The 18447-nt window shown below is 58.9% G+C and carries 18 protein-coding genes and 1 tRNA gene; 6 read left to right on the forward strand and 13 right to left on the reverse strand.

Annotation, left to right across the window (positions count from 1 at the left end; translation table 11 throughout):
* The first annotated feature begins 29 nt into the window (after window positions 1–29).
* Together AC07OV_RS21180 and AC07OV_RS21185 are read left to right on the forward strand one after the other, a co-directional pair.
* The gene (locus AC07OV_RS21180; protein ID WP_495092908.1) at window positions 30–1070 is read left to right on the forward strand and encodes a DMT family transporter; all 1041 of its coding nucleotides are present in this window, start codon (window positions 30–32) and stop codon (window positions 1068–1070) included.
* A 49-nt stretch (window positions 1071–1119) separates the two neighbouring features.
* Window positions 1120–1497 carry a c-type cytochrome gene (locus AC07OV_RS21185; protein WP_495092926.1) on the forward strand — a complete coding sequence of 126 codons (378 nt, stop codon included), beginning with the start codon at window positions 1120–1122 and terminating at the stop codon, window positions 1495–1497.
* Window positions 1498–1845: 348 nt separating this feature from the next.
* Here the strand turns inward: AC07OV_RS21185 and AC07OV_RS21190 are convergent, their stop codons facing one another.
* Complete coding sequence (locus AC07OV_RS21190; RefSeq protein WP_495092909.1) at window positions 1846–2922, reverse strand: hypothetical protein; 1077 nt, start codon at window positions 2920–2922, stop codon at window positions 1846–1848.
* Window positions 2923–3214: 292 nt separating this feature from the next.
* Window positions 3215–3304 (reverse strand) — tRNA-Ser (locus AC07OV_RS21195).
* Between the two features lie 321 nt (window positions 3305–3625).
* Between AC07OV_RS21195 and AC07OV_RS21200 the strand changes: the two genes are divergently transcribed.
* The 3 genes from AC07OV_RS21200 to AC07OV_RS21210 all read left to right on the forward strand — a co-directional run bounded on the left by AC07OV_RS21200 (window position 3626) and on the right by AC07OV_RS21210 (window position 6369).
* The gene (locus AC07OV_RS21200) at window positions 3626–4318 is read left to right on the forward strand and encodes a crotonase/enoyl-CoA hydratase family protein (RefSeq protein ID WP_495092910.1); all 693 of its coding nucleotides are present in this window, start codon (window positions 3626–3628) and stop codon (window positions 4316–4318) included.
* A gap of 214 nt (window positions 4319–4532) precedes the next feature.
* Window positions 4533–5276 (forward strand): 1-acylglycerol-3-phosphate O-acyltransferase, encoded by a 744-nt coding sequence (locus AC07OV_RS21205; protein ID WP_495092911.1) that lies wholly within the window; start codon window positions 4533–4535, stop codon window positions 5274–5276.
* Window positions 5277–5397: 121 nt separating this feature from the next.
* Window positions 5398–6369, forward strand: a complete 972-nt coding sequence (locus AC07OV_RS21210; protein ID WP_176997882.1) for a magnesium and cobalt transport protein CorA — start codon at window positions 5398–5400, stop codon at window positions 6367–6369.
* A gap of 30 nt (window positions 6370–6399) precedes the next feature.
* Here the strand turns inward: AC07OV_RS21210 and AC07OV_RS21215 are convergent, their stop codons facing one another.
* The 3 genes from AC07OV_RS21215 to AC07OV_RS21225 form a co-directional block, all read right to left on the reverse strand.
* The gene (locus tag AC07OV_RS21215; RefSeq protein WP_176997883.1) at window positions 6400–7125 is read right to left on the reverse strand and encodes an amidotransferase; all 726 of its coding nucleotides are present in this window, start codon (window positions 7123–7125) and stop codon (window positions 6400–6402) included.
* A 214-nt stretch (window positions 7126–7339) separates the two neighbouring features.
* Complete coding sequence (locus tag AC07OV_RS21220) at window positions 7340–9487, reverse strand: 3-hydroxyacyl-CoA dehydrogenase NAD-binding domain-containing protein (protein ID WP_495092912.1); 2148 nt, start codon at window positions 9485–9487, stop codon at window positions 7340–7342.
* Window positions 9488–9503: 16 nt separating this feature from the next.
* Complete coding sequence (locus AC07OV_RS21225) at window positions 9504–10709, reverse strand: acetyl-CoA C-acetyltransferase (RefSeq protein ID WP_494998244.1); 1206 nt, start codon at window positions 10707–10709, stop codon at window positions 9504–9506.
* Between the two features lie 648 nt (window positions 10710–11357).
* On the opposite strand from AC07OV_RS21225, the gene AC07OV_RS21230 reads away from it, so the two are divergent.
* Window positions 11358–12164 carry a c-type cytochrome gene (locus AC07OV_RS21230; protein WP_495092913.1) on the forward strand — a complete coding sequence of 269 codons (807 nt, stop codon included), beginning with the start codon at window positions 11358–11360 and terminating at the stop codon, window positions 12162–12164.
* A gap of 151 nt (window positions 12165–12315) precedes the next feature.
* Here the strand turns inward: AC07OV_RS21230 and AC07OV_RS21235 are convergent, their stop codons facing one another.
* The 8 genes from AC07OV_RS21235 to AC07OV_RS21270 all read right to left on the reverse strand — a co-directional run bounded on the left by AC07OV_RS21235 (window position 12316) and on the right by AC07OV_RS21270 (window position 18379).
* The gene (locus tag AC07OV_RS21235) at window positions 12316–13119 is read right to left on the reverse strand and encodes a transglutaminase family protein (protein WP_494998246.1); all 804 of its coding nucleotides are present in this window, start codon (window positions 13117–13119) and stop codon (window positions 12316–12318) included.
* Window positions 13116–14066 (reverse strand): alpha-E domain-containing protein, encoded by a 951-nt coding sequence (locus AC07OV_RS21240; RefSeq protein ID WP_176997888.1) that lies wholly within the window; start codon window positions 14064–14066, stop codon window positions 13116–13118. Before AC07OV_RS21240 ends, AC07OV_RS21235 begins: the two co-directional genes overlap by 4 nt.
* A 4-nt stretch (window positions 14067–14070) precedes the next feature.
* Window positions 14071–15480 (reverse strand): circularly permuted type 2 ATP-grasp protein, encoded by a 1410-nt coding sequence (locus AC07OV_RS21245; RefSeq protein ID WP_495092914.1) that lies wholly within the window; start codon window positions 15478–15480, stop codon window positions 14071–14073.
* A 447-nt stretch (window positions 15481–15927) separates the two neighbouring features.
* Window positions 15928–16269: a ribonuclease E inhibitor RraB gene (locus AC07OV_RS21250; RefSeq protein WP_003193463.1), complete on the reverse strand. Its 342-nt coding sequence runs from the start codon at window positions 16267–16269 to the stop codon at window positions 15928–15930.
* A gap of 214 nt (window positions 16270–16483) precedes the next feature.
* Window positions 16484–16720, reverse strand: a complete 237-nt coding sequence (locus AC07OV_RS21255) for a hypothetical protein (protein ID WP_176997890.1) — start codon at window positions 16718–16720, stop codon at window positions 16484–16486.
* Window positions 16721–16823: 103 nt separating this feature from the next.
* On the reverse strand, window positions 16824–17429 hold the full coding sequence (locus AC07OV_RS21260) for an START domain-containing protein (protein WP_494998248.1): 606 nt from the start codon (window positions 17427–17429) through the stop codon (window positions 16824–16826).
* 41 nt (window positions 17430–17470) lie between these two features.
* A complete protein-coding gene (locus tag AC07OV_RS21265) occupies window positions 17471–17725 on the reverse strand; it encodes a YkgJ family cysteine cluster protein (protein ID WP_176997892.1) in 255 nt (84 codons plus the stop codon).
* A 162-nt stretch (window positions 17726–17887) separates the two neighbouring features.
* Window positions 17888–18379 carry a translation initiation factor 2 gene (locus AC07OV_RS21270; protein WP_494998249.1) on the reverse strand — a complete coding sequence of 164 codons (492 nt, stop codon included), beginning with the start codon at window positions 18377–18379 and terminating at the stop codon, window positions 17888–17890.
* Between the last annotated feature and the right edge of the window lie 68 nt (window positions 18380–18447).

The raw sequence follows: 18447 nt of genomic DNA on the forward strand, positions 1-18447 counted from the left end.
TCATGGGCTATGACTCTCGAGGATGGCCCATGAACCTCAGCATCGTTTACGCCCTCGCAGCCGCCGCTTTGTTCGGCGCCAGCACCCCACTGGCCAAAAGCCTTGGCCTGGGCCTCTCCCCCATACTCTTGGCCGGCCTGCTCTACCTGGGCAGCGGCATCGGGCTCACCGGCGTACGCCTCCTGCGGGATCGCGGCTGGAAACCCGCCGGGCTGACGCCCTCCGAATGGCCCTGGCTACTCGGCGCCATTGCCTTCGGCGGCATCCTCGGGCCCGTCGCGCTGATGGTCGGCCTCACCCGTACCGCAGGCGCCACCGCCTCCCTGATGCTCAACCTCGAATCGGTACTCACCGCCGTCATCGCCTGGCTGGTCTTCAAGGAAAACGCCGACCGCCGCATCGTGCTTGGCATGCTCGCCATCGTATTGGGCGGCGTGGTGCTGTCCTGGTCTGACGGCGGCGGCAACAGCCATGACTGGACCGGCCCGTTTGCGGTGGCCCTGGCCTGCCTGTGCTGGGGCATCGATAACAACCTGACGCGCAAGGTCTCGGCGTCAGACGCCCTGTTTATTGCCGGCGCCAAAGGCCTGATCGCAGGGCTGGTGAACACCAGCCTGGCGCTCTACCTCGGCGCGCAAATACCGGTGACGGCGCAACTGCTGCCGCTCCTGCTGGTGGGCTTTCTGGGGTACGGCATCAGCCTGGTCATGTTCGTGTTGGCACTGCGCGGGCTGGGCAGCGCGCGCACCGGCGCCTACTTCTCCACCGCCCCTTTTCTCGGCGCTGCGGTGGCCTTGCTAGTGTTGGGTGAGTCGGTTTCCGTGGCGTTCTGGATTGCATCGGCACTGATGGCCGTGGGGGTGTGGCTGCACCTGACCGAGCGACATGCCCATGAACACCAACACGACGCTACGGAACATGGCCATCGGCATGTGCATGACGAACATCATCAACATGAACACGGGTTTGAATGGGACCCGGCGCAGCCCCACAGCCATGTGCACGTGCACAGCCCGTTGCGGCACAGTCATGCGCATTTTCCGGATGTGCATCATCGGCATCGGCATTGAGGCGCTTTTTCTCGATTCAACTTCGGCTTATTCACAAGACCTTATAACAATGAAAATACTGTTCGCCGCTTCGTTGGGGCTTATGTCACTGGCCCAACCTTCACTGTCCTTTGCAGACAACATGAATGGCAAGACGATCTACCAACAGCGCTGCGCCATGTGCCACGGCGCCGATATCAAAGGCACAGGGCCGCTGGCCAATAAGAGCAACCCACCGACGCCAAACCTGACGACGCCTGCGTTCAAGCAGCGGCTGAATGACTACCCGGGGGTGATTGTTTCGTCGGTGATACTTCGTCCCAATGGGGATTTGATTCCGAGGACGCTGCGGGAGAATGGGGTGAAGGTGGCGCCGTTCGCGTGGACGGTTAAGGATTTTCGGGATTTGAATGAGTATATGGCGGGGGTGATCGCTAGAAGTCGGTAATTTCTAGATCCGCAGCAGGGCGTTAATGTTGGGCAGTTTTCCAGACACAAGCCCCCCCCGGCTTTCTCTAGAAAACCCCGGGAGGTTGTGTTTGTAGGATGTGGCGATGAAGGAGAGATTTGGAACAGCGTATGGGGTTGTGATATGCCGTTCCACGGGACTCTGGCGAACGACAGGTGCTAAAAAGGCCCCCACACCTGGCCCAGATGTAGGGGCCTTTTGAACATAAGCGGCGTTATTGGTAAAGCTGCATCAGCTCACCACTCGCGGAAAGCCACACTATGGCAATTAGCACGGCAATTCGACCATTTCAGGTGGGCAAAGGCCTTTGGCCTAGTTCGAACCTTCTTAAGGGGCTCTAACCTTTTCAAACAATTTGACCAACTGCTCTACACCATCAAACGTAGACGGAATATTTTCTTCATTTGCAACAATGCCGCTGAACACCAATGACTCAAATTTCTCCAAGAGTGCAGGGTTGCTCCCTTTTATCTTCACAGCATAATCTGCATAACTCTGGATAAACTGACATACAGCCTTTCTCAAATCCAGTTGAACGAGCTGGCCTTTCACTGACTTATAACCCTGAAAAACAACTCTAAAAAAATACAAAAGTAGAAGATCGTAGCCTAGGAAAGCCACAAAAAGCTCTGTGTTAAATACATTAGAAGGCACATCATTAAGAACATGCCAAATCTTCCATAGAAAAGGTGCAACCATCATACAAGCCAGCAATACCATAATAAAAACGCTGAGATAAGACGAGCGCCTTTTGGAGCGAGCAATATCATTAAAACCCTTGTGAAGCCCTACAAAATTGAAAGCATCTTCGTAGCTCTTTAAAGCATCATGGAGGGCACCGACGTCTTTTTTGCTCCCTTCCAATTTCGTATCTAACTCTTTGACTACCGCACCTAGGCCTGCGTATTTTTCGTCAAAATCCCTTATAACACCAAAATCCGCCTTATTTAGAAAGCTTTTAGCTAAAGCAACAGGCATAAAATTGTCAGCATAAACCAGTTGATCTTTTACTCTAGATGGAATCTCACTAGCTCCATATTGAATCTTTTCCAATACTTTGCGCACTTCATAACCCACATCCCCCGGAAAGCTACCTTCTCTATAGAAGGCAAGCTCGGACAAGAACCTATAGCAAATGGTAAAAATACTCTCAATACTACCCGCATTCGTTCTCGCCTCTGAAACATCATTATAAAACCGATTACCAATCAAGTTAATATTAAACTGGCAATTAGCATCAAAATCACGAGCATGAACCCTAAACAGCTCCAGCGCAGAAAGTATAAACTGTATAAACTGCTTATCTGCCTCAATCGGTAAATCATTGACGCTTAGGCGTTCAGCCAAATTAGCAATTGCACTCTGAAAATTCTGGGTCGCAAAAAACTCAGTAACCTTTTCCATTTTACCGTTCCTCCTAATTATCTAGCGATTTTGATAGCCTGCCACCCAGCATTGCGACTCTACATAGCATGGTGGCCATTCTTGCTGAGCGGTGCTAAAGCCTGGTTCACTCGGTCCAGAGTAGCGTTGAGGTGTGAAGGCAGGCGCTTTAGTTCGTCTGTCTTTTCCCAAATCTACGCACCAGAACGGGGCGCCAGTCCCATGTTGGTCCCATGAGGGTATTTTTTGGACGCCAGAAACCACAAACCCCCGATCTTCTCTAGGAAAATCGGGGGTTTGTGTTTACTTAATGTGGCGGTGAAGGAGAGATTCGAACTCTCGATACAATTTCTTGTATACACACTTTCCAGGCGTGCTCCTTAAGCCACTCGGACACTTCACCGTATCTCGTCAAACCAGTTCAGTCTGTCGAGGCGCGCTAATGTAGTCGAAAGCCTTTCTGATGGCAAAGGTTTTTTTCAGAATTTTCATGCGGTTAGCAGGTTATGCCGGCGTACGCCCGGCAAGGGGCGGTGATTCTGCCATTCTCAGGCTTGTGTGGCACGCGTCTGGGACGGCTGTTGGGCCCTGCCCTAGGCTGTCTGGCAGCGAGCAGGTGGGAAAAGTCTGACTGGGTAGTCAGTCACGGCGCTTTACCCGGACAGGCGTGGTGGGTAACGTCTGCGCCTATGTCTCTATAACAAGTCCTACAAGGAACCGCGTCATGAGTGAGTTGATTGCTTACCACCTCGAAGACGGTATCGCGACCCTGACCTTGAGCAACGGCAAGGTGAATGCCATTTCTCCGGCGGTGGTCAGTGCGTTCAATGAAGCGCTGGACCAAGCGGAGAAAGACCACGCGGTGGTGGTGATCACCGGCACGCCGGGCATTCTGTCCGGTGGGTATGATTTGAAAGTGATGACCGCCGGCCCTAAAGAGGCCATCGGCCTGGTGACCTCCGGCTCGACGCTGGCACGTCGCTTGTTGTCGCACCCGTTCCCGGTGATCGTGGCGTGCACTGGGCATGCGGTAGCCAAGGGGGCGTTCCTGCTGTTGTCGGCGGATTATCGGATCGGTGTGGAAGGCCCGTTCAGCATTGGCCTGAATGAAGTGGCGATCGGCATGACCATGCACCACGCCGGCATCGAGCTGGCACGTGATCGCCTGAGCAAGGCGGCGTTCCAGCGCTCGGTGATCAATGCCGAGATGTTTGACCCGCAAGGTGCCGTGGGCGCCGGCTTCCTCGATAAGGTGGTCGCCCCCGAGGAGCTGCACGCAGCCGCCCTGGAAGCCGCGCGGCAGTTGAAGAAGATCAACATGAACGCCCACAAGCACACCAAGCTGAAAGTACGCAAAGCGCTGTTGGACGCACTGGATGACGCGATCATTCAGGACCAGGGCCACATCCTGAGCTAAGCCCCTACTGCAATCACAGCAAAAGCCCGGCCCTGCGTCGGGCTTTTTCTTACAATTAAACCTGATCCTTCCTTAGCCGCTCTAGCCGGGCCGTATCGGCACATGTTGAAACATGTGCTCAAACATCGCCTATCTCCTACGTCTGTAGGGGCAATTGCCGAATACAGTGCACATCCGTACACTGCGCCACCTTTTGTCCCGATGGGCCGTGTCGATGCTTTTTCTGTTACGTATGTTGTTGATGGGCTTGCACTTTATGGTGGCGGGCGTGTTGGGCGTGCTGCTGGGCGTGTGCCGGCCGTTCAACCCGGATAACAGCCGCCTGTGCGCGCGCCTGTATGCGTTGCCGGCCATGTGGATACTCGGGCTGAACGTAAAGGCCGATGTGGATTCGCTGCGCAACAAGCCCGGCACGTGCGTCGTCATCGCCAACCATCAGTCCAACTATGACCTGTTTGTGTTCGGCACCGTGGTGCCCCACCGCACCGTATGCATTGCCAAGAAAAGCCTGAAATGGGTGCCGCTGTTCGGCCAATTGTTCTGGCTGGCGGGCAATGTGCTGATCGACCGCGGCAATGCGCACAAGGCGCGCCGCGCGATGCTCACCACCACTCACACCTTGCAGCATGAAGACACCTCGATCTGGGTGTTTGCCGAAGGCACGCGCAACCTGGGCAAGGGCCTGCTGCCGTTCAAGAAAGGCGCGTTTCATATGGCGATTGCGGCCGGTGTGCCCATCGTGCAGGTGTGCGTGAGCAACTATGTGAATCACATGCAGCTCAATCGCTGGAACAGTGGTGATGTGCTCATACGTTCTTTGCCGCCGATTCCTACCAACGGGATGACGTCGGATGACATTCCCGCTCTGCTGCAGGCGTGCCGGGCGCAGATGGCGGAATGTATTGCGCAGATGGATGCGAGTGTTGCGCGGGGGAGTTGCGCAGCGCGGGTTGCTTGAGATTGGGGGGAGGTAAGTGGGCCGGCGCGAGCAAGCTCGCTCACTGCAGGTTGTAACAATTGAACTCGCTTCGGGCTAAGCTGCCAGACACCTGTCCTCCTAATAAGAAGCGATCTGCACCATGGGTAGAGTTGTTGCGGCCGCCGTCTACAGCGCCGGTAAGAAAGTCACTGATATCACCCTGGACGAAGGCGCGGCCTGGGCCGCCAAACCCGACCACTTTGTGTGGATCGGCCTGGAAGAACCCAACGCCCAGGAGCTGGCCAACCTGCAACGCCAGTTCAACCTGCATGAACTGGCCATCGAAGATGCCCTGGAAAAACACAGCCGGCCGAAGCTGGAAACCTTCGGCGATGCGCTGTTCATCGTCACCTACTCACCGGTGCGCGAGAACGGCAAGCTGGTGTTTATCGAAACCCATATCTTTGCCGGCAACGGCTACATCATCACCGCACGCAACGGCCACTCGGCGTCCTACGGCTACGTGCGCCAGCGTTGTGAGGCGCGACCGCTGCTGCTGGAACATGGGGAAGATTTCGTACTGTATGCACTGCTGGATTTCGTCACCGAAAACTACCAGCCGGTGAGCGAGGCAATCCACGCCGAGATCGACGAGCTGGAGCGCAACGTGCTGTGCAACTCGCTCAACGAAAACGATATCCAGAACCTCCACGGCCTGCGCCGCGACGTGTTGCGGCTCAAGCGTTATGTGGCGCCGATGGTGGAGATCAGCCAGGAATTGCAGAAGCTGAGCTTCCCGTTCATCGACAAGAACATGCGCCCGTACTTCCGTGATGTGCAGATCCACGTGACACGCCAGATGGAAGACCTCACCACCCTGCGTGACATCGCCAGCCAGACCATCGAGATCGGTGTGCTGCTGGAGGCTTCGCGCCAGAGCGTGGTGCAGCGCAAGTTCGCTGCCTGGGCGGCGATCCTCGCGTTCCCCACGGCAGTAGCGGGGATTTATGGGATGAACTTCCAGAACATGCCCGAGCTGCAATGGCACTACGGCTATTTTGCGGTGCTCGGGTTTATCGCGGTGGGCTGTACGGGCTTGTGGGCCAGTTTCAAGCGGTCGGGGTGGTTGTAAAACGTTGCCGACGCACGACCGCCATCGCGCTTAAGCTGTGGCTTCGGGTTTGTGGGCCACGAAGCGCATCATCCACTCCGCCACGGTTGCGCCGTGGTGGTCACGTTCCAGGCTGGCGACACCGTGGGTGTAGACCTTCTCACCCAGGGTTGTCTGAAGTATTTCCAGCAGTTCGCGGGAATAGTCGTGGATGAACTCCGGGTGGCCCTGGAAGCACAGCACCTGGTCTTCGATGTGGTAGGCAGCGTACGGGCAGAAATCGCTGGAAGCGATCACCGTGGCGTTGTCCGGCAGCGTGGTGACCTGGTCCTGGTGGCTGATCAGCAGGGTCAGTTCTTCCACCACCGGGCTCATCCACGGGGCCTTGGCGTTCAGTTTGTAATCATGGATGCCCATGCCCCAGCCTTTGCTGGCGCGCTCGGTCTTGCCGCCCAGCAACAGCGCCAACAGTTGATGACCGAAGCAGATCCCCAGCAGCTTGTCGCCACGCGCATAGCGCTCGAGCAGGTAAGTCTTGAGGGTCTGGATCCACGGGTCGGTGCCGAAGGAATCGGCCTTGCTGCCGGTCACCAGGTAGGCATCGAACACTTCATCGTCCGACGGGTATTCGCCCTGCACCACGTTGTAGACAACAAAGTCAGCAGCAATCGGCTGCTTGGAAAACAGGCGCTTGAACATCTGCCCGTACCCTTGGTACTGATCGATCAAACCTGGACGCAGGATATCGGTTTCCAGGATACAGACGCGTAGCGACATAAAAAATACCTGACACGGTGATGGGAATAATGCACACCCCAGAGCCTGCCTTGAAACACCCCTTCAAGGCAAGTCCGCCAAGCGATCACCTGTAGGAGCGGGCTTGCCCGCGATGGCGACATTTCAGCCGACAAACAGGTTGGCTAATACACCGCTTTCGCGGGCAAGCCCGCTCCCACAGGGGTTATGTAGTGCTCACGCCATGGCGTTTCGGTCAGGTGAATATCTGGCCCTGGGCAGCTTTTTCAAGTAGCAAGGCCGGGGGGTTGAACCGTTCGCCATATTGCTCGGCCAGGTAACGAGCACGGGCGATGAAATCGTTCAGCCCGTATTGGTTTATGAACTGCAACGCGCCGCCACTCCACGCAGCAAAACCGATACCGAAGATCGAACCGACGTTGGCATCGGCCGTGGACATCAACACGCCCTCCTCAACACAACGCACGGTTTCAATGGCCTGGATAAACAGCAAACGGTCGCGCACATCCTGCGGCGAGATCTGCTGGTCGGCGCGTTCAAAGCGGCTTTTCAGCTCCGGCCACAGGTGCTTCTGCCCGCCATTGGGGTACTCATAAAACCCGCCACCCGCCGCCTTGCCCAAGCGTTTGTATTCATTGACCAACAGGTCGATCACCGCCGTCGCCGGATGTACCGGCATAGACTTGCCTTCCGCCTGCAGATCCTTGGCGGTTTGCTGCCTTATATGGCTCATCAGGCTGAGGGACACTTCATCCGAGACGGCCAGCGGCCCCACCGGCATGCCGGCCTTACGCGCTTCGGTCTCGATCATCGGCGCGGCCACGCCCTCGCCGAGCATGGCAATGCCTTCGTTGGTGAAGGTGCCGAACACCCTTGAGGTGAAGAAACCCCGGCTGTCATTGACCACGATCGGGGTTTTCTTGATTTGCAGGACGAAATCAAAACCTCGGGCCAGGGTTTCGTCGCTGGTCTGGGCGCCCTTGATGATTTCCACCAGCGGCATCTTGTCGACCGGACTGAAGAAATGCAGGCCGATGAACTTGGCTGGATCCGGCACGGCCTTGGCCAAACCGCTGATCGGCAGTGTGGAGGTATTGGAGGCGATCACCGCATCAGCGCCAACCACGCTTTGGGCGGCAGCCGAGACTTTTGCCTTGAGCTCTCGGTCTTCAAACACCGCTTCGATGACCAAATCGCAACCGGCCAGGTCGGCGTCGGCGGCAGTGGGAAGAATCCGCGCCAGGATGATTTCCCGCTGCTCGGCGGTCATTTGCCCACGGCTGACCTTCTTGTCGAGCAGCTCCGCTGAGTGCGCCTTGCCCTTTTCAGCGGCGGCCAGGTTGATGTCCTTGAGCACCACATCAACGCCGGCACTGGCGCTGACGTAGGCAATGCCCGCGCCCATCATTCCGGCACCGAGCACGCCGACTTTGCGCGTGACATAGGGCGCAACACCTCTGGGCCGCGAGCTGCCGGCGTTGATTTCGTTGAGCTGGAACCAGAAGGTGCCGATCATGTTCTTCGCCACTTGCCCGGTGACCAGCTCGGTGAAGTAGCGGGTTTCGATCAGGTGCGCCGTGTCGAAATCCACTTGGGCCCCCTCCACGGCGGCACAGAGGATTTTCTCCGGCGCGGGGAAACAGCCCTGGGTCTTGCTGCGCAAAATCGACGGCGCGATGGCTAGCATCTGCGCGACTTTCAGGTTGGACGGCGTACCGCCCGGCAGTTGATAGCCCTTGCCGTCCCACGGCTGTTTCGCCTCCGGGTTCGCGAGAATCCACGCCCGGGACTTGGCCAGCAACTCATCACGATCGGCTGCCAATTCTTGAATCAAGCCAGCTTGCAGCGCTTGTTGGGGCCGCACTTTTTTGCCTTCCAACAAATACGGCAAGGCTTTTTCCAGCCCCAGCAGGCGCACCATACGCACTACCCCACCGCCGCCCGGCAACAGGCCCAAGGTGACTTCCGGCAACCCCAGCTGTGTGGATGTGGCATCCAGCGCGACCCGGTAATGGCAGGCCAGGCAGATCTCCCAGCCGCCACCCAGTGCGGCGCCATTGATCGCGGCCACTACCGGTTTGCCGAGGGTTTCCAGGCGGCGCAACTGCGCCTTCAGCTCCAGCACGCCGTCGTAGAATTCCTTGGCGTGGGCCTTGTCGACCTTGATCAACTCATTGAGGTCGCCACCGGCAAAAAACGTCTTTTTGGCCGAGGTGATGATCACACCGGCAATACTGTCCCTTTCCGCCTCCAGGCGCGTGAGCGTGGCCGCCATGGCTTCGCGGTACGCGCCGTTCATGGTGTTGGCGCTCTGGCCGGGCATGTCGAGGGTCAGCACCACGATCTGGTCCTGGCCTTTTTCGTAACGAATGGCTTGGGTCATGACAGGTTCCTTGGGCTCAGAGCCGTTCGATGATGGTGGCGATGCCCATGCCACCGCCGACACACAGGGTGGCCAGGCCGTAGCGCTGCTGGCGGGCTTCCAGCTCGTCGAGCAAGGTGCCGAGGATCGCGCAGCCGGTGGCGCCCAACGGGTGGCCCATGGCGATGGAGCCGCCGTTGACGTTGACTCGCGCAGCGTCAATGCCCATGTCCTTGATGAACTTGAGCACCACCGAGGCGAACGCTTCGTTGACTTCGAACAGGTCGATGTCCTCGACCCGCAAACCGGCCTTGGCCAGGGCTTTGCGGGTGGCGGGCGCCGGGCCGGTGAGCATGATGGTCGGGTCGGTGCTGGTGACCGCCGTGGCAACAATGCGCGCCCGCGGTTGCAGGCCCAGTTCGCGGCCTTTCGCTTCGGAGCCGATCAGCATCAGCGCGGCGCCATCGACAATGCCGGAGCTGTTGCCCGGCGTGTGCACATGGTGGATGCGCTCCACATGGCTGTAGACCCGCAATGCGGTGGCGTCGAAGCCCATCTGCCCCATCATTTCAAAGCTGGGCTTGAGTTTGCCCAGGCCTTCGAGGGTGGAGTCGCCGCGGATGAATTCGTCATGGTCCAGCAGCACGATGCCGTTCTGGTCCTGCACCGCGATCAGCGATTTGTTGAAAGAACCGTCTGCACGCGCCCTGGCGGCTTTCTGCTGGGACTGTAGGGCAAAGGTATCCACGTCCTGGCGCGTGAAGCCTTCCAAGGTGGCGATCAGGTCGGCGCCGATGCCCTGGGGCGTGAAGTGGCTGTGCATATTGGTGTGCGGGTCGAGCACCCAGGCGCCGCCGTCGCTGCCCATGGGCACGCGGGACATGGACTCGACGCCGCCCACCACCACCAGGTCTTCAAAGCCGGAGCGCACCTTCATGGCGCCCAGGTTGACCGCCTCCAGGCCCGACGCGCAGAAACGGTTGATTTGCACCCCGGCGACACTGATGTCCCAGTCCGCCACCAGTGCGGCGGTCTTGGCGATGTCGGCACCCTGGTCGCCCACCGGGGTGACGCAGCCCAGGACAATGTCATCCACTTGGCGCGTGTCGAGGTCACTGCGTTGGGCCAGCGCGGTGAGCAGGCCGGCCACCAGGTTCACCGGCTTGACGCTGTGCAGGGCACCGTCCGCCTTGCCTTTGCCACGGGGCGTGCGTATCGCATCAAAGATCAAAGCTTGGGTCATGACGTCCTCTAACCGCTGTGCATGTGTGCCCCTACCTTAGGCCCGATTGACACGGTTTCAATGACGGATGCGCTCATTGCTTTTGACCCCCACGCTCGGACGAACGGTAGGCTGCGGCGGTAATTGCTTGATTAATCGTTTTAGCTGTCTAGCCAAGGGTCTGGCGCCAAGATGGCGATAGGCCTCATTCCGTTTTTAGCGCAAATGCTGATTAGCTGATATGAAATGGATCTAAGCCACGCAGAACGAGGGCTCTAAGGTTGAATCTGTAAGGAGCTGCTGCCGGGTTTTGCTGGAGCAGCTGTAAGAAAAGTGCAACGTCACATCGCGATACTGAAATAAACCGGCACGCATTTGACGCTCAGGAATAACAACAAAAGGCAGTCAGCCATGTTCAAGCATACGAAAGTTCGTCAGGCGGGACTTATTCTGTTCGCCACCACACTGATTCTGATCTTGCCCAACTTAACCAAGGTTATTGGGTGATACACCGATCCCTACATTCCGTGCACACACTGCACCAGGACTGCAGCTTTTGGCAGCACCTGCCGGGACATTGCGCATAGCGGTCCCGTTGCAGGGGCTGTCTTTTTGCGCGCAGATTTCCGGTATCGTGAGCCCCACCGCCACTTCACACCGGGCTCTCTCTTGAAAACCACCCTTGCCGCTCTCGCATTGCTGCTGGCCTTGCCGGTTTCAGCTGCGCAATTGACCATCGAGCTGGACCACACCACCAAGACCTGGCAAACCGCCGACCTGCTCAAGCTGCCCGACGCGCAGACGGTGCAGATCGCTGATGACGTTTCCTACAAACGCAACATGACCTATCGCGCTGTGCCGCTGGCAGTGCTGCTGCCCGGCCTTGAGCCCCGTAACCACCTCCAAGCCGTTGCCCTGGATGGGTTCGCCGCCGAACTCGCTGCCGCGCCGCTGCTGCAAAAAAGCGGCGCCCGCGCCTGGCTGGCGGTAGAAGACCCGGCCCACCCGTGGCCTGCGCTGGCCGACGGCAAACCCAGCGCCGGGCCGTTTTACCTGGTGTGGACCGACCCGCAGGCCGGCCATATCAGCCCCGAGCAATGGCCGTTCCAGATCTCCGGGATCAAGCAGTTGAAGACGGTTGCCGAGCGCTTTCCCGCGCTGCTGCCGGACCCAAAGCTGGCCGCCAATGACCCGATCAATCAGGGCTTTGCGCTGTTCCAGAAAAACTGCCTGGCTTGCCACCGCCTCAATGGCGCAGGCGATGCGCAAGTGGGGCCGGACCTGAATATTCCCTACAACCCCACCGAGTATTTCGGCGGTGATTTCCTCAAGCGGTATATCCGCGACCCGCAGAGCCTGCGGCATTGGCCGCAGGCGAAGATGCCGGCGTTCGCGTCCAGTGTGCTGCCGGACAATGAGCTGGATTTGTTGGTGGGGTATTTGAAGCATATGGCCGGTCGCAAGCAGCAACCCTGAGCCCAAGCACACGTCAATTCTGGGCGCTGGCTTGTGTGGAAGCTGGCTTGCCTGCGATGGCATCACCTCGGTGCATCTGTTGTACCGAGGCGTCTGTATCGCGGGCAAGCCCGGCTCCCACACAACCCAGCTCACATTAGATCTACGTCGCCTATTGCTGCTGGACTGAAATGACCGGCGTTGGCGCCACAAATACCTTGGCATGCATCTGCTCATGCCCGCCGCCACGGCGCATGCCGCGTACCGGGCAGGCGTCGAGGTAATCCAGGCCCACGGCCAGCTTCAAATGCCGTTCCGGGCGGGCCAGTTGATTGGTCACGTCGAAGCTGTACCAGGCGTCATCCAGCCAGGCTTCGGCCCAGGCGTGGCTGGCCAGGTGCGCGCTGTCTTCGCTGTACAAATACCCCGACACATACCGCGCTGGAATCCCCAGGCTGCGGGCGCAGGCCAGGAATGCATGGGCGTGGTCCTGGCACACCCCCGCCCCTCCCGCAAAGGCCTGACCGGCGCTGGTGTCGACTTCAGTAGCGCCCGGCGTGTAAACCATCGCCTGGTTGAGCCCATGCATCAAGTCGATCAGTGCCGTGCGGTCACGACGCTGATGACAGTGCTGCTCGGCAAACCGGCGCAGGGCGTCATCGGGTTCGGTCAGGCGTGTGCTGCGCAAGAACGGGAAAGCCGATTGGCTCTCGTGTTCGGCCTCGCGCAACTCGTCGATGTCGACCTGGCCCCGAGCGCCAATGATGATGGCGTCGTGGGGTTCGTCCAGGGTCAGCACATGCAGGATATTGCCGAACGGGTCCACCTGGGCGCGCACGGGGCGCGGCAGGTCGAGCTGCCAGCTGAGCACGTGCTGACGCTCGCTGTCGTGGGGCGTGAGGCGCAGGTACTGGATGCTCGCACGCACCTGGTCCTCGTAGTGGTAGGTGGTTTCGTGGCTGATGGAGAGTCTCATGCGGCCTCCAGGTAGGAACTGTAGATGGCGTCGCCCAACTGGCGCACCAAAGGGATAAAGTCGGTCAGCCAGGCGTGCAGGCCTTCCTCGAGGATTTCGTCGATGGCCGTGAAGCGCAAGCGCGCGTCCATCTCGGCCGCCAAACGTTGAGCCGGCCGACCATTGAGGCCGGGCAGGCTGGCGAGGATCTGATCGATCTCCTCACTGCAGGCACGCAGCGAACGGGGCACATCGGCGCGCAACAGCAACAATTCGGCGACTTGGCGGGCACCGGGTGCATCACGGTAGATCTCGGTGTACGCCTCGAACGACGACAACGCCCGCAACAATGCACTCCACTGGTAGTAGGCGTGGGCGGTGCCGTCAGTGACTGCGGCTGCCTGGTCGCCGGCCATTTCGTAGCGCGCATCCAATAGACGCAAGGTGTTGTCGGCTCGTTCAATAAAGGTGCCCAGGCGAATAAAACGGAAGGCATCGTTGCGCATGATGGTGCCGTAGGTGGCACCGCGAAACAGGTGCGAACGCTCCTTGACCCACTCGCAGAAGCGGCTCATGCCGTAGCGGCTGAGGCCCTGCTGGGCGATATCGCGAATATCCAGCCAGGTGGCGTTGATGTTTTCCCACATGTCGGCGGTGATTCGCCCACGCACCGCATGAGCGCTGGCCCGCGCAGCCCCGAGACAGCTGTAGATGCTGGCGGGGTTGGCCGCATCCAGCGCAAAAAAGTGCAGCAGGTGTTCGGCATGCAGTTCGCCATGGCGTTCGCGGTAATCATCCAGCGTGCCGGTGATCAGCAAGGGCATGGCCAATTCGTGCAGGCCGTCGCCGTGCCCGTCCTGGGGCATCAACGACAGGGAATAGCTGACATCGAGCATGCGCGCGAGGTTTTCCGCACGCTCCAGGTAGCGCGACATCCAGTACAGGTCGGAGGCAGTTCTACTCAACATGGCATCAGTCCTCCACCACCCAGGTGTCTTTGGTGCCGCCGCCCTGGGACGAGTTGACCACCAGCGAGCCTTCGCGCAGGGCCACGCGGGTCAGGCCGCCCGGCACCACGCGGGTTTCCTTGCCGGACAAGACGAACGGGCGCAGGTCGATGTGGCGCGGCGCAATGCCGTTTTCGACGAAGGTCGGGCACGTGGACAAGCACAAGGTGGGCTGGGCGATATAGGCATGGGGCTTGGCCTTGATACGTGCACGGAAGGCTTCGATCTCCGCCGCAGTGGACGCCGGGCCCACCAGCATGCCGTAGCCACCGGAGCCCTGGGTTTCCTTCACCACCAGGTTCGGCAGGTTGGCCAGCACGTAGGACAGTTCGTCAGGCTTGCGGCATTGGAAGGTAGGAACGTTCTTCAAGATGGGCTCTTCGTCCAGGTAAAACCGGATCATCTCGGTGACGAAGGGGTACACCGACTTGTCATCCGCCACCCCGGTGCCAATGGCATTGGCCAGCACCACGTTGCCCGAGCGATACGCAGCGAGCAGGCCGGGCACGCCCAGCATCGACTCCGGGTTGAAGGCCAGCGGGTCGAGGAACGCGTCGTCGAGACGACGGTAAATCACATCCACCGCCTTGGGGCCGTCAGTGGTGCGCATGAACACGCGGTCATCGCGCACGAACAGGTCGGCGCCTTCTACCAGTTCCACGCCCATTTCCCGGGCGAGGAAGGCATGCTCGAAGAACGCGCTGTTGAAGCGGCCCGGGGTCAGCACCACCACGCTGGGGTTATCCAGGGGGCTTGAGCTTTTCAGGGTGTCGAGCAGCAGGTTGGGGTAATGGTCGATGGGCGCGATGCGCTGGGCAGCGAACAGTTCGGGGAACAGGCGCATCATCATCTTGCGGTCTTCGAGCATGTAGCTTACGCCGCTGGGGGTGCGCAGGTTGTCTTCCAGCACGTAGTAAGTGCCGTCGCCATCACGTACGAGATCGACCCCGGAAATGTGGGAATACAGATCACGGTGCAAGTCCAGGCCTTGCATCGCCAACTGGTATTGCTCGTTGGCCAGCACCTGTTCGGCGGGGATGATTCCGGCCTTGATGATGCGTTGTTCGTGGTACAGGTCGGCCAGAAACATGTTCAGCGCCTTGACCCGTTGAATGCAGCCACGCTCGACAACCCGCCATTCACTGGCCGGAATGCTGCGCGGGATGGTGTCGAAGGGAATCAGGCGCTCGGTGCCCTGCTCGTCCCCGTAGAGGGTGAAGGTGATTCCGGCGCGGTGAAACAGCAAATCGGCTTCGCGCCGGCGCTGGGCCAGCAGTTCAGCCGGGGTTTCGGCCAACCATCGGGCGAACTCGCGGTAATGGGGGCGAACCTGCCCTGCCCTATCGTACATTTCGTCGTAATAAGTGCGGATCATGCCGTACTCCTTGTCACCCGGACGCAAGAACCATCGCAAGGCCCGTGCCAGCGGCATAAACACTTTAAAATCAGTGAGTTGAATTAATGCGAGGCACACGTCGCACCGTCCTGGTGCGCAGAATGCCCGGCGCCATGACGCACGCTTCATCGCAATGCGGGCTTTGGCTATCAACAGCATAGTCAGAGTTGATTTCACTGCCCGGTGAAGCTTGCGGATAATCACCACCATCTGCTGAACAGGACTCGTCCTACAGCTTCAACCCTTGCGCAATCGGTACCGTGGTACTTCGTGTACCGACTGGCTCCTCCGGTCTTCCCTTTAGGCCACCCTTCTTAGGGTGGCTTTTTTTTGCGCCGCGAAATTGTTGGGGGCAGTCATATCGGGGAGGTATAAACAAAAACGGCCGACCCTAAGGTCAGCCGATACGCTGTGTTTCTCATACTGCTACATGGGTAACCCACGCACCTCCTGCTTGACGCCCCAGCCTTCGATGATCCCGCCCAGCGGCTCGACCACCGCTTCAAAGTCTTGCTCGAAGTCTCCTATGCCGTCGTAGGTCGCGAACATGATTTTGCTCAGTTCCAGGTACCAGGCGCCGTCGTCGCGCGCACTGACCTGGGCATTCAGGGATTCCCCGCGAAACCGACCCGCCGCCCTGCGCGCCCGTTCCTCATCCGGGAAAATGGCGTAGAACTCGATGGGGTGGAAACGTGAGAAGTCGAAGCCGCCTTCTTTCATGCGGCGCAGAACGTTGGTGCTGATGTCTTCTTGATAGGCTGTGCTCATGAAAAGTGCTCCTCAAATTGATGGATAGACTTTCCGTGCTTCCCGAAGCCCGCGCCCTAACGGCGCGGGTGCTACGGCAAATAACAACACCGAGGGAAAACAAGCATGTAGCTGACAAGACCAGACCTTAGCGAATCATTCGCTGATCTCGATTGCAGAGTAGCGCGAAGCTATCACCTCCACCAGAGGCGCTTTAATGGCAGTCAGGGAATGTTCAGGCGGCAGGCGAGATGTCGAGGATCTGGATACTGTTCTGGTCTTTGAGGATCTTGACCGTCGGCTCGGGCTTGCGACCCTCCAGGTCATTGAGGTCAAGCTCGGCCGCAACGGGCACCAGCTTGTTGCGAATCATGTGCGCAGCGTCTTCGAGGCTGGGCTTTTGTTCGCAGGTGAACTGCTCCACAGCTTTAACGCCGTGGTCATCAACGAAGGTAATTTGCCACGTTTGCATCGGTGCCTCCTCGATAAAGCCCGCGTGTGGGCTCACATCTATCTGGACCTTGGGGGTTCGCCAAACGTTCCACCCAAGGCCGGAGGCACCGGACCGATAGCGCTTACTTCTCGGCGCGTTCCTTGAGGGCTTTCAAGGTGTTGAACGGCGCGTCCACCACGAACTTGTTGGCCAACCATGACGGCACGCTACCACCTGGCTCGGTGTGCACCTGGTAAGTGACTTCGGTCTGGCTGTCGCCTTTTGGCACCAGCTTCCAGTAGCCATCCACCTGGGCCACACGCACGTAGCCTTTGACTTCAGGCTGGTAGGTCGGCACTTCCAGCAGCTTGCGGGTCACGGTACCGTCAGCCGCCTTGCTGGTGGTGATTTCGAGGATGGAATCGCGGTCGGTCACCGGGAACGGTGCCTTGAACTGGGTGTAGGTCCAGCTCTTGTCACCTTCGGTCTTCAGCAATTTCTGCGATTTGCACTCGTGGATCCAGGTGCAAGCGCCGACGGCGTCTTCCTGCAGCGCTACGATTTTTGCCACCGGAGCCTTGATCACGGTCACACCGCGATAGGCCTTGTACTTGGAGCCGGCAATTTCGCTCAAAGACACTTTGATACCGTCTTCGTCCTTGGCGACTTGCCAATCCTCAGCCTGGGCAGTGGCAGCAAACAACACCGTAAAACCGCACAACACAGCCATTCGTTTCAGCGAACCCATTGTTGTATTCCTTATTGTTGAAGTTCCGATAGTAAAGCCCATCAAGCCGCCGTCATCTGCTCCCACCAGCCGATCAACCGGATTGCATCGGCCTGGTCGGTGCCACACACCTCAGGATCTGCCTTGAAATCACTGCACACCGCAGGTCGCTCCGGCTGGCCAAACAGCAGGCATAGCTGTTCGACCGACAAGTGCAGGCAACGCTCCCCCGCAGGTTTGCCCTGAGGCATTCCCGGCAGCGGTGAACTGATGGAGGGGGCGATGCAGCAAGCGCCACAGCCTTCACGGCATTTCATGACCAGCAGGTCCTCGACGACTCAATGTGGATGGCCGGGCTAGAGTACGCCCTAAAACAGCCGTTTTAAAATGGTCTAACAGGGGTTTTTCGCACAAAACAAAAGTGACTGACCAGTCTGCGACAGATGGTCGAAGGTCGGGGTCACCTTCGGGGGAAAAGTTTACTGCTTGAATTCGAAATCCAGCGCGGCGCCTTCCACTTCACGCCGCTCTTCGTTACGCAGTTGCAGCTTCATCTCGTTGCTGAGCAAGCGGCCGTTGATCTGGAACGCGCTATTGTCCGACGGCTTCTCACCGAACATCGGCGGCAACAACGGCACACTCTTGGGCTTGGGCATGGTGCCAATCGGCTGCAAGTGCCGGACCATGTCCGACGGCAGGGAAAGGTCCAACTGTGCCGGTGGCAGTTGGGTCTGGGCGACTTCATGGGCCGATTTGGACTTGCTGGCGATCGGTGCACGCTTTTTGACCGCCGCCGCCTTTTTCTTGGCGGCCGGGGCTTTTTTAGCCGGGGCCGGTTTCTTCGCGGGGGTCTTCTGCTGGCTGCTGGCGGCGGGCTTGCTGTCTGTCACGGGGGTTGCCGCCAGCACCGTGCCGACGTTGCACAGGCTTAGCAGGCCAATCACCACAGCAGCGCGAAAAATAGAGGTCATATCGCCAACAGCATTAACGGCAGAGGGCCATATGCTCGCTTGTTGTGCGCGGCATGACAAGCGTGCTG

This window comes from Pseudomonas sp. GW821-FHT09A09 (assembly GCF_059418405.1).

What these genes read in the sequence shown, in the direction of transcription:
- AC07OV_RS21245 (WP_495092914.1), bottom strand. Translation starts at nt 15,480, where the DNA reads ATGATCCGCACTTATTACGACGAAATGTACGATAGGGCAGGGCAGGTT.
- AC07OV_RS21220 (WP_495092912.1), bottom strand. Translation starts at nt 9,487, where the DNA reads ATGACCCAAGCCATTCGTTACGAAAAAGGCCAGGACCAGATCGTGGTG.
- AC07OV_RS21185 (WP_495092926.1), top strand. Translation starts at nt 1,120, where the DNA reads ATGAAAATACTGTTCGCCGCTTCGTTGGGGCTTATGTCACTGGCCCAA.
- AC07OV_RS21235 (WP_494998246.1), bottom strand. Translation starts at nt 13,119, where the DNA reads ATGAGACTCTCCATCAGCCACGAAACCACCTACCACTACGAGGACCAG.
- AC07OV_RS21265 (WP_176997892.1), bottom strand. Translation starts at nt 17,725, where the DNA reads ATGAAATGCCGTGAAGGCTGTGGCGCTTGCTGCATCGCCCCCTCCATC.
- AC07OV_RS21190 (WP_495092909.1), bottom strand. Translation starts at nt 2,922, where the DNA reads ATGGAAAAGGTTACTGAGTTTTTTGCGACCCAGAATTTTCAGAGTGCA.
- AC07OV_RS21225 (WP_494998244.1), bottom strand. Translation starts at nt 10,709, where the DNA reads ATGACCCAAGCTTTGATCTTTGATGCGATACGCACGCCCCGTGGCAAA.
- AC07OV_RS21255 (WP_176997890.1), bottom strand. Translation starts at nt 16,720, where the DNA reads ATGCAAACGTGGCAAATTACCTTCGTTGATGACCACGGCGTTAAAGCT.
- AC07OV_RS21250 (WP_003193463.1), bottom strand. Translation starts at nt 16,269, where the DNA reads ATGAGCACAGCCTATCAAGAAGACATCAGCACCAACGTTCTGCGCCGC.
- AC07OV_RS21260 (WP_494998248.1), bottom strand. Translation starts at nt 17,429, where the DNA reads ATGGGTTCGCTGAAACGAATGGCTGTGTTGTGCGGTTTTACGGTGTTG.
- AC07OV_RS21215 (WP_176997883.1), bottom strand. Translation starts at nt 7,125, where the DNA reads ATGTCGCTACGCGTCTGTATCCTGGAAACCGATATCCTGCGTCCAGGT.
- AC07OV_RS21205 (WP_495092911.1), top strand. Translation starts at nt 4,533, where the DNA reads ATGCTTTTTCTGTTACGTATGTTGTTGATGGGCTTGCACTTTATGGTG.
- AC07OV_RS21240 (WP_176997888.1), bottom strand. Translation starts at nt 14,066, where the DNA reads ATGTTGAGTAGAACTGCCTCCGACCTGTACTGGATGTCGCGCTACCTG.
- AC07OV_RS21180 (WP_495092908.1), top strand. Translation starts at nt 30, where the DNA reads ATGAACCTCAGCATCGTTTACGCCCTCGCAGCCGCCGCTTTGTTCGGC.
- AC07OV_RS21270 (WP_494998249.1), bottom strand. Translation starts at nt 18,379, where the DNA reads ATGACCTCTATTTTTCGCGCTGCTGTGGTGATTGGCCTGCTAAGCCTG.
- AC07OV_RS21200 (WP_495092910.1), top strand. Translation starts at nt 3,626, where the DNA reads ATGAGTGAGTTGATTGCTTACCACCTCGAAGACGGTATCGCGACCCTG.
- AC07OV_RS21210 (WP_176997882.1), top strand. Translation starts at nt 5,398, where the DNA reads ATGGGTAGAGTTGTTGCGGCCGCCGTCTACAGCGCCGGTAAGAAAGTC.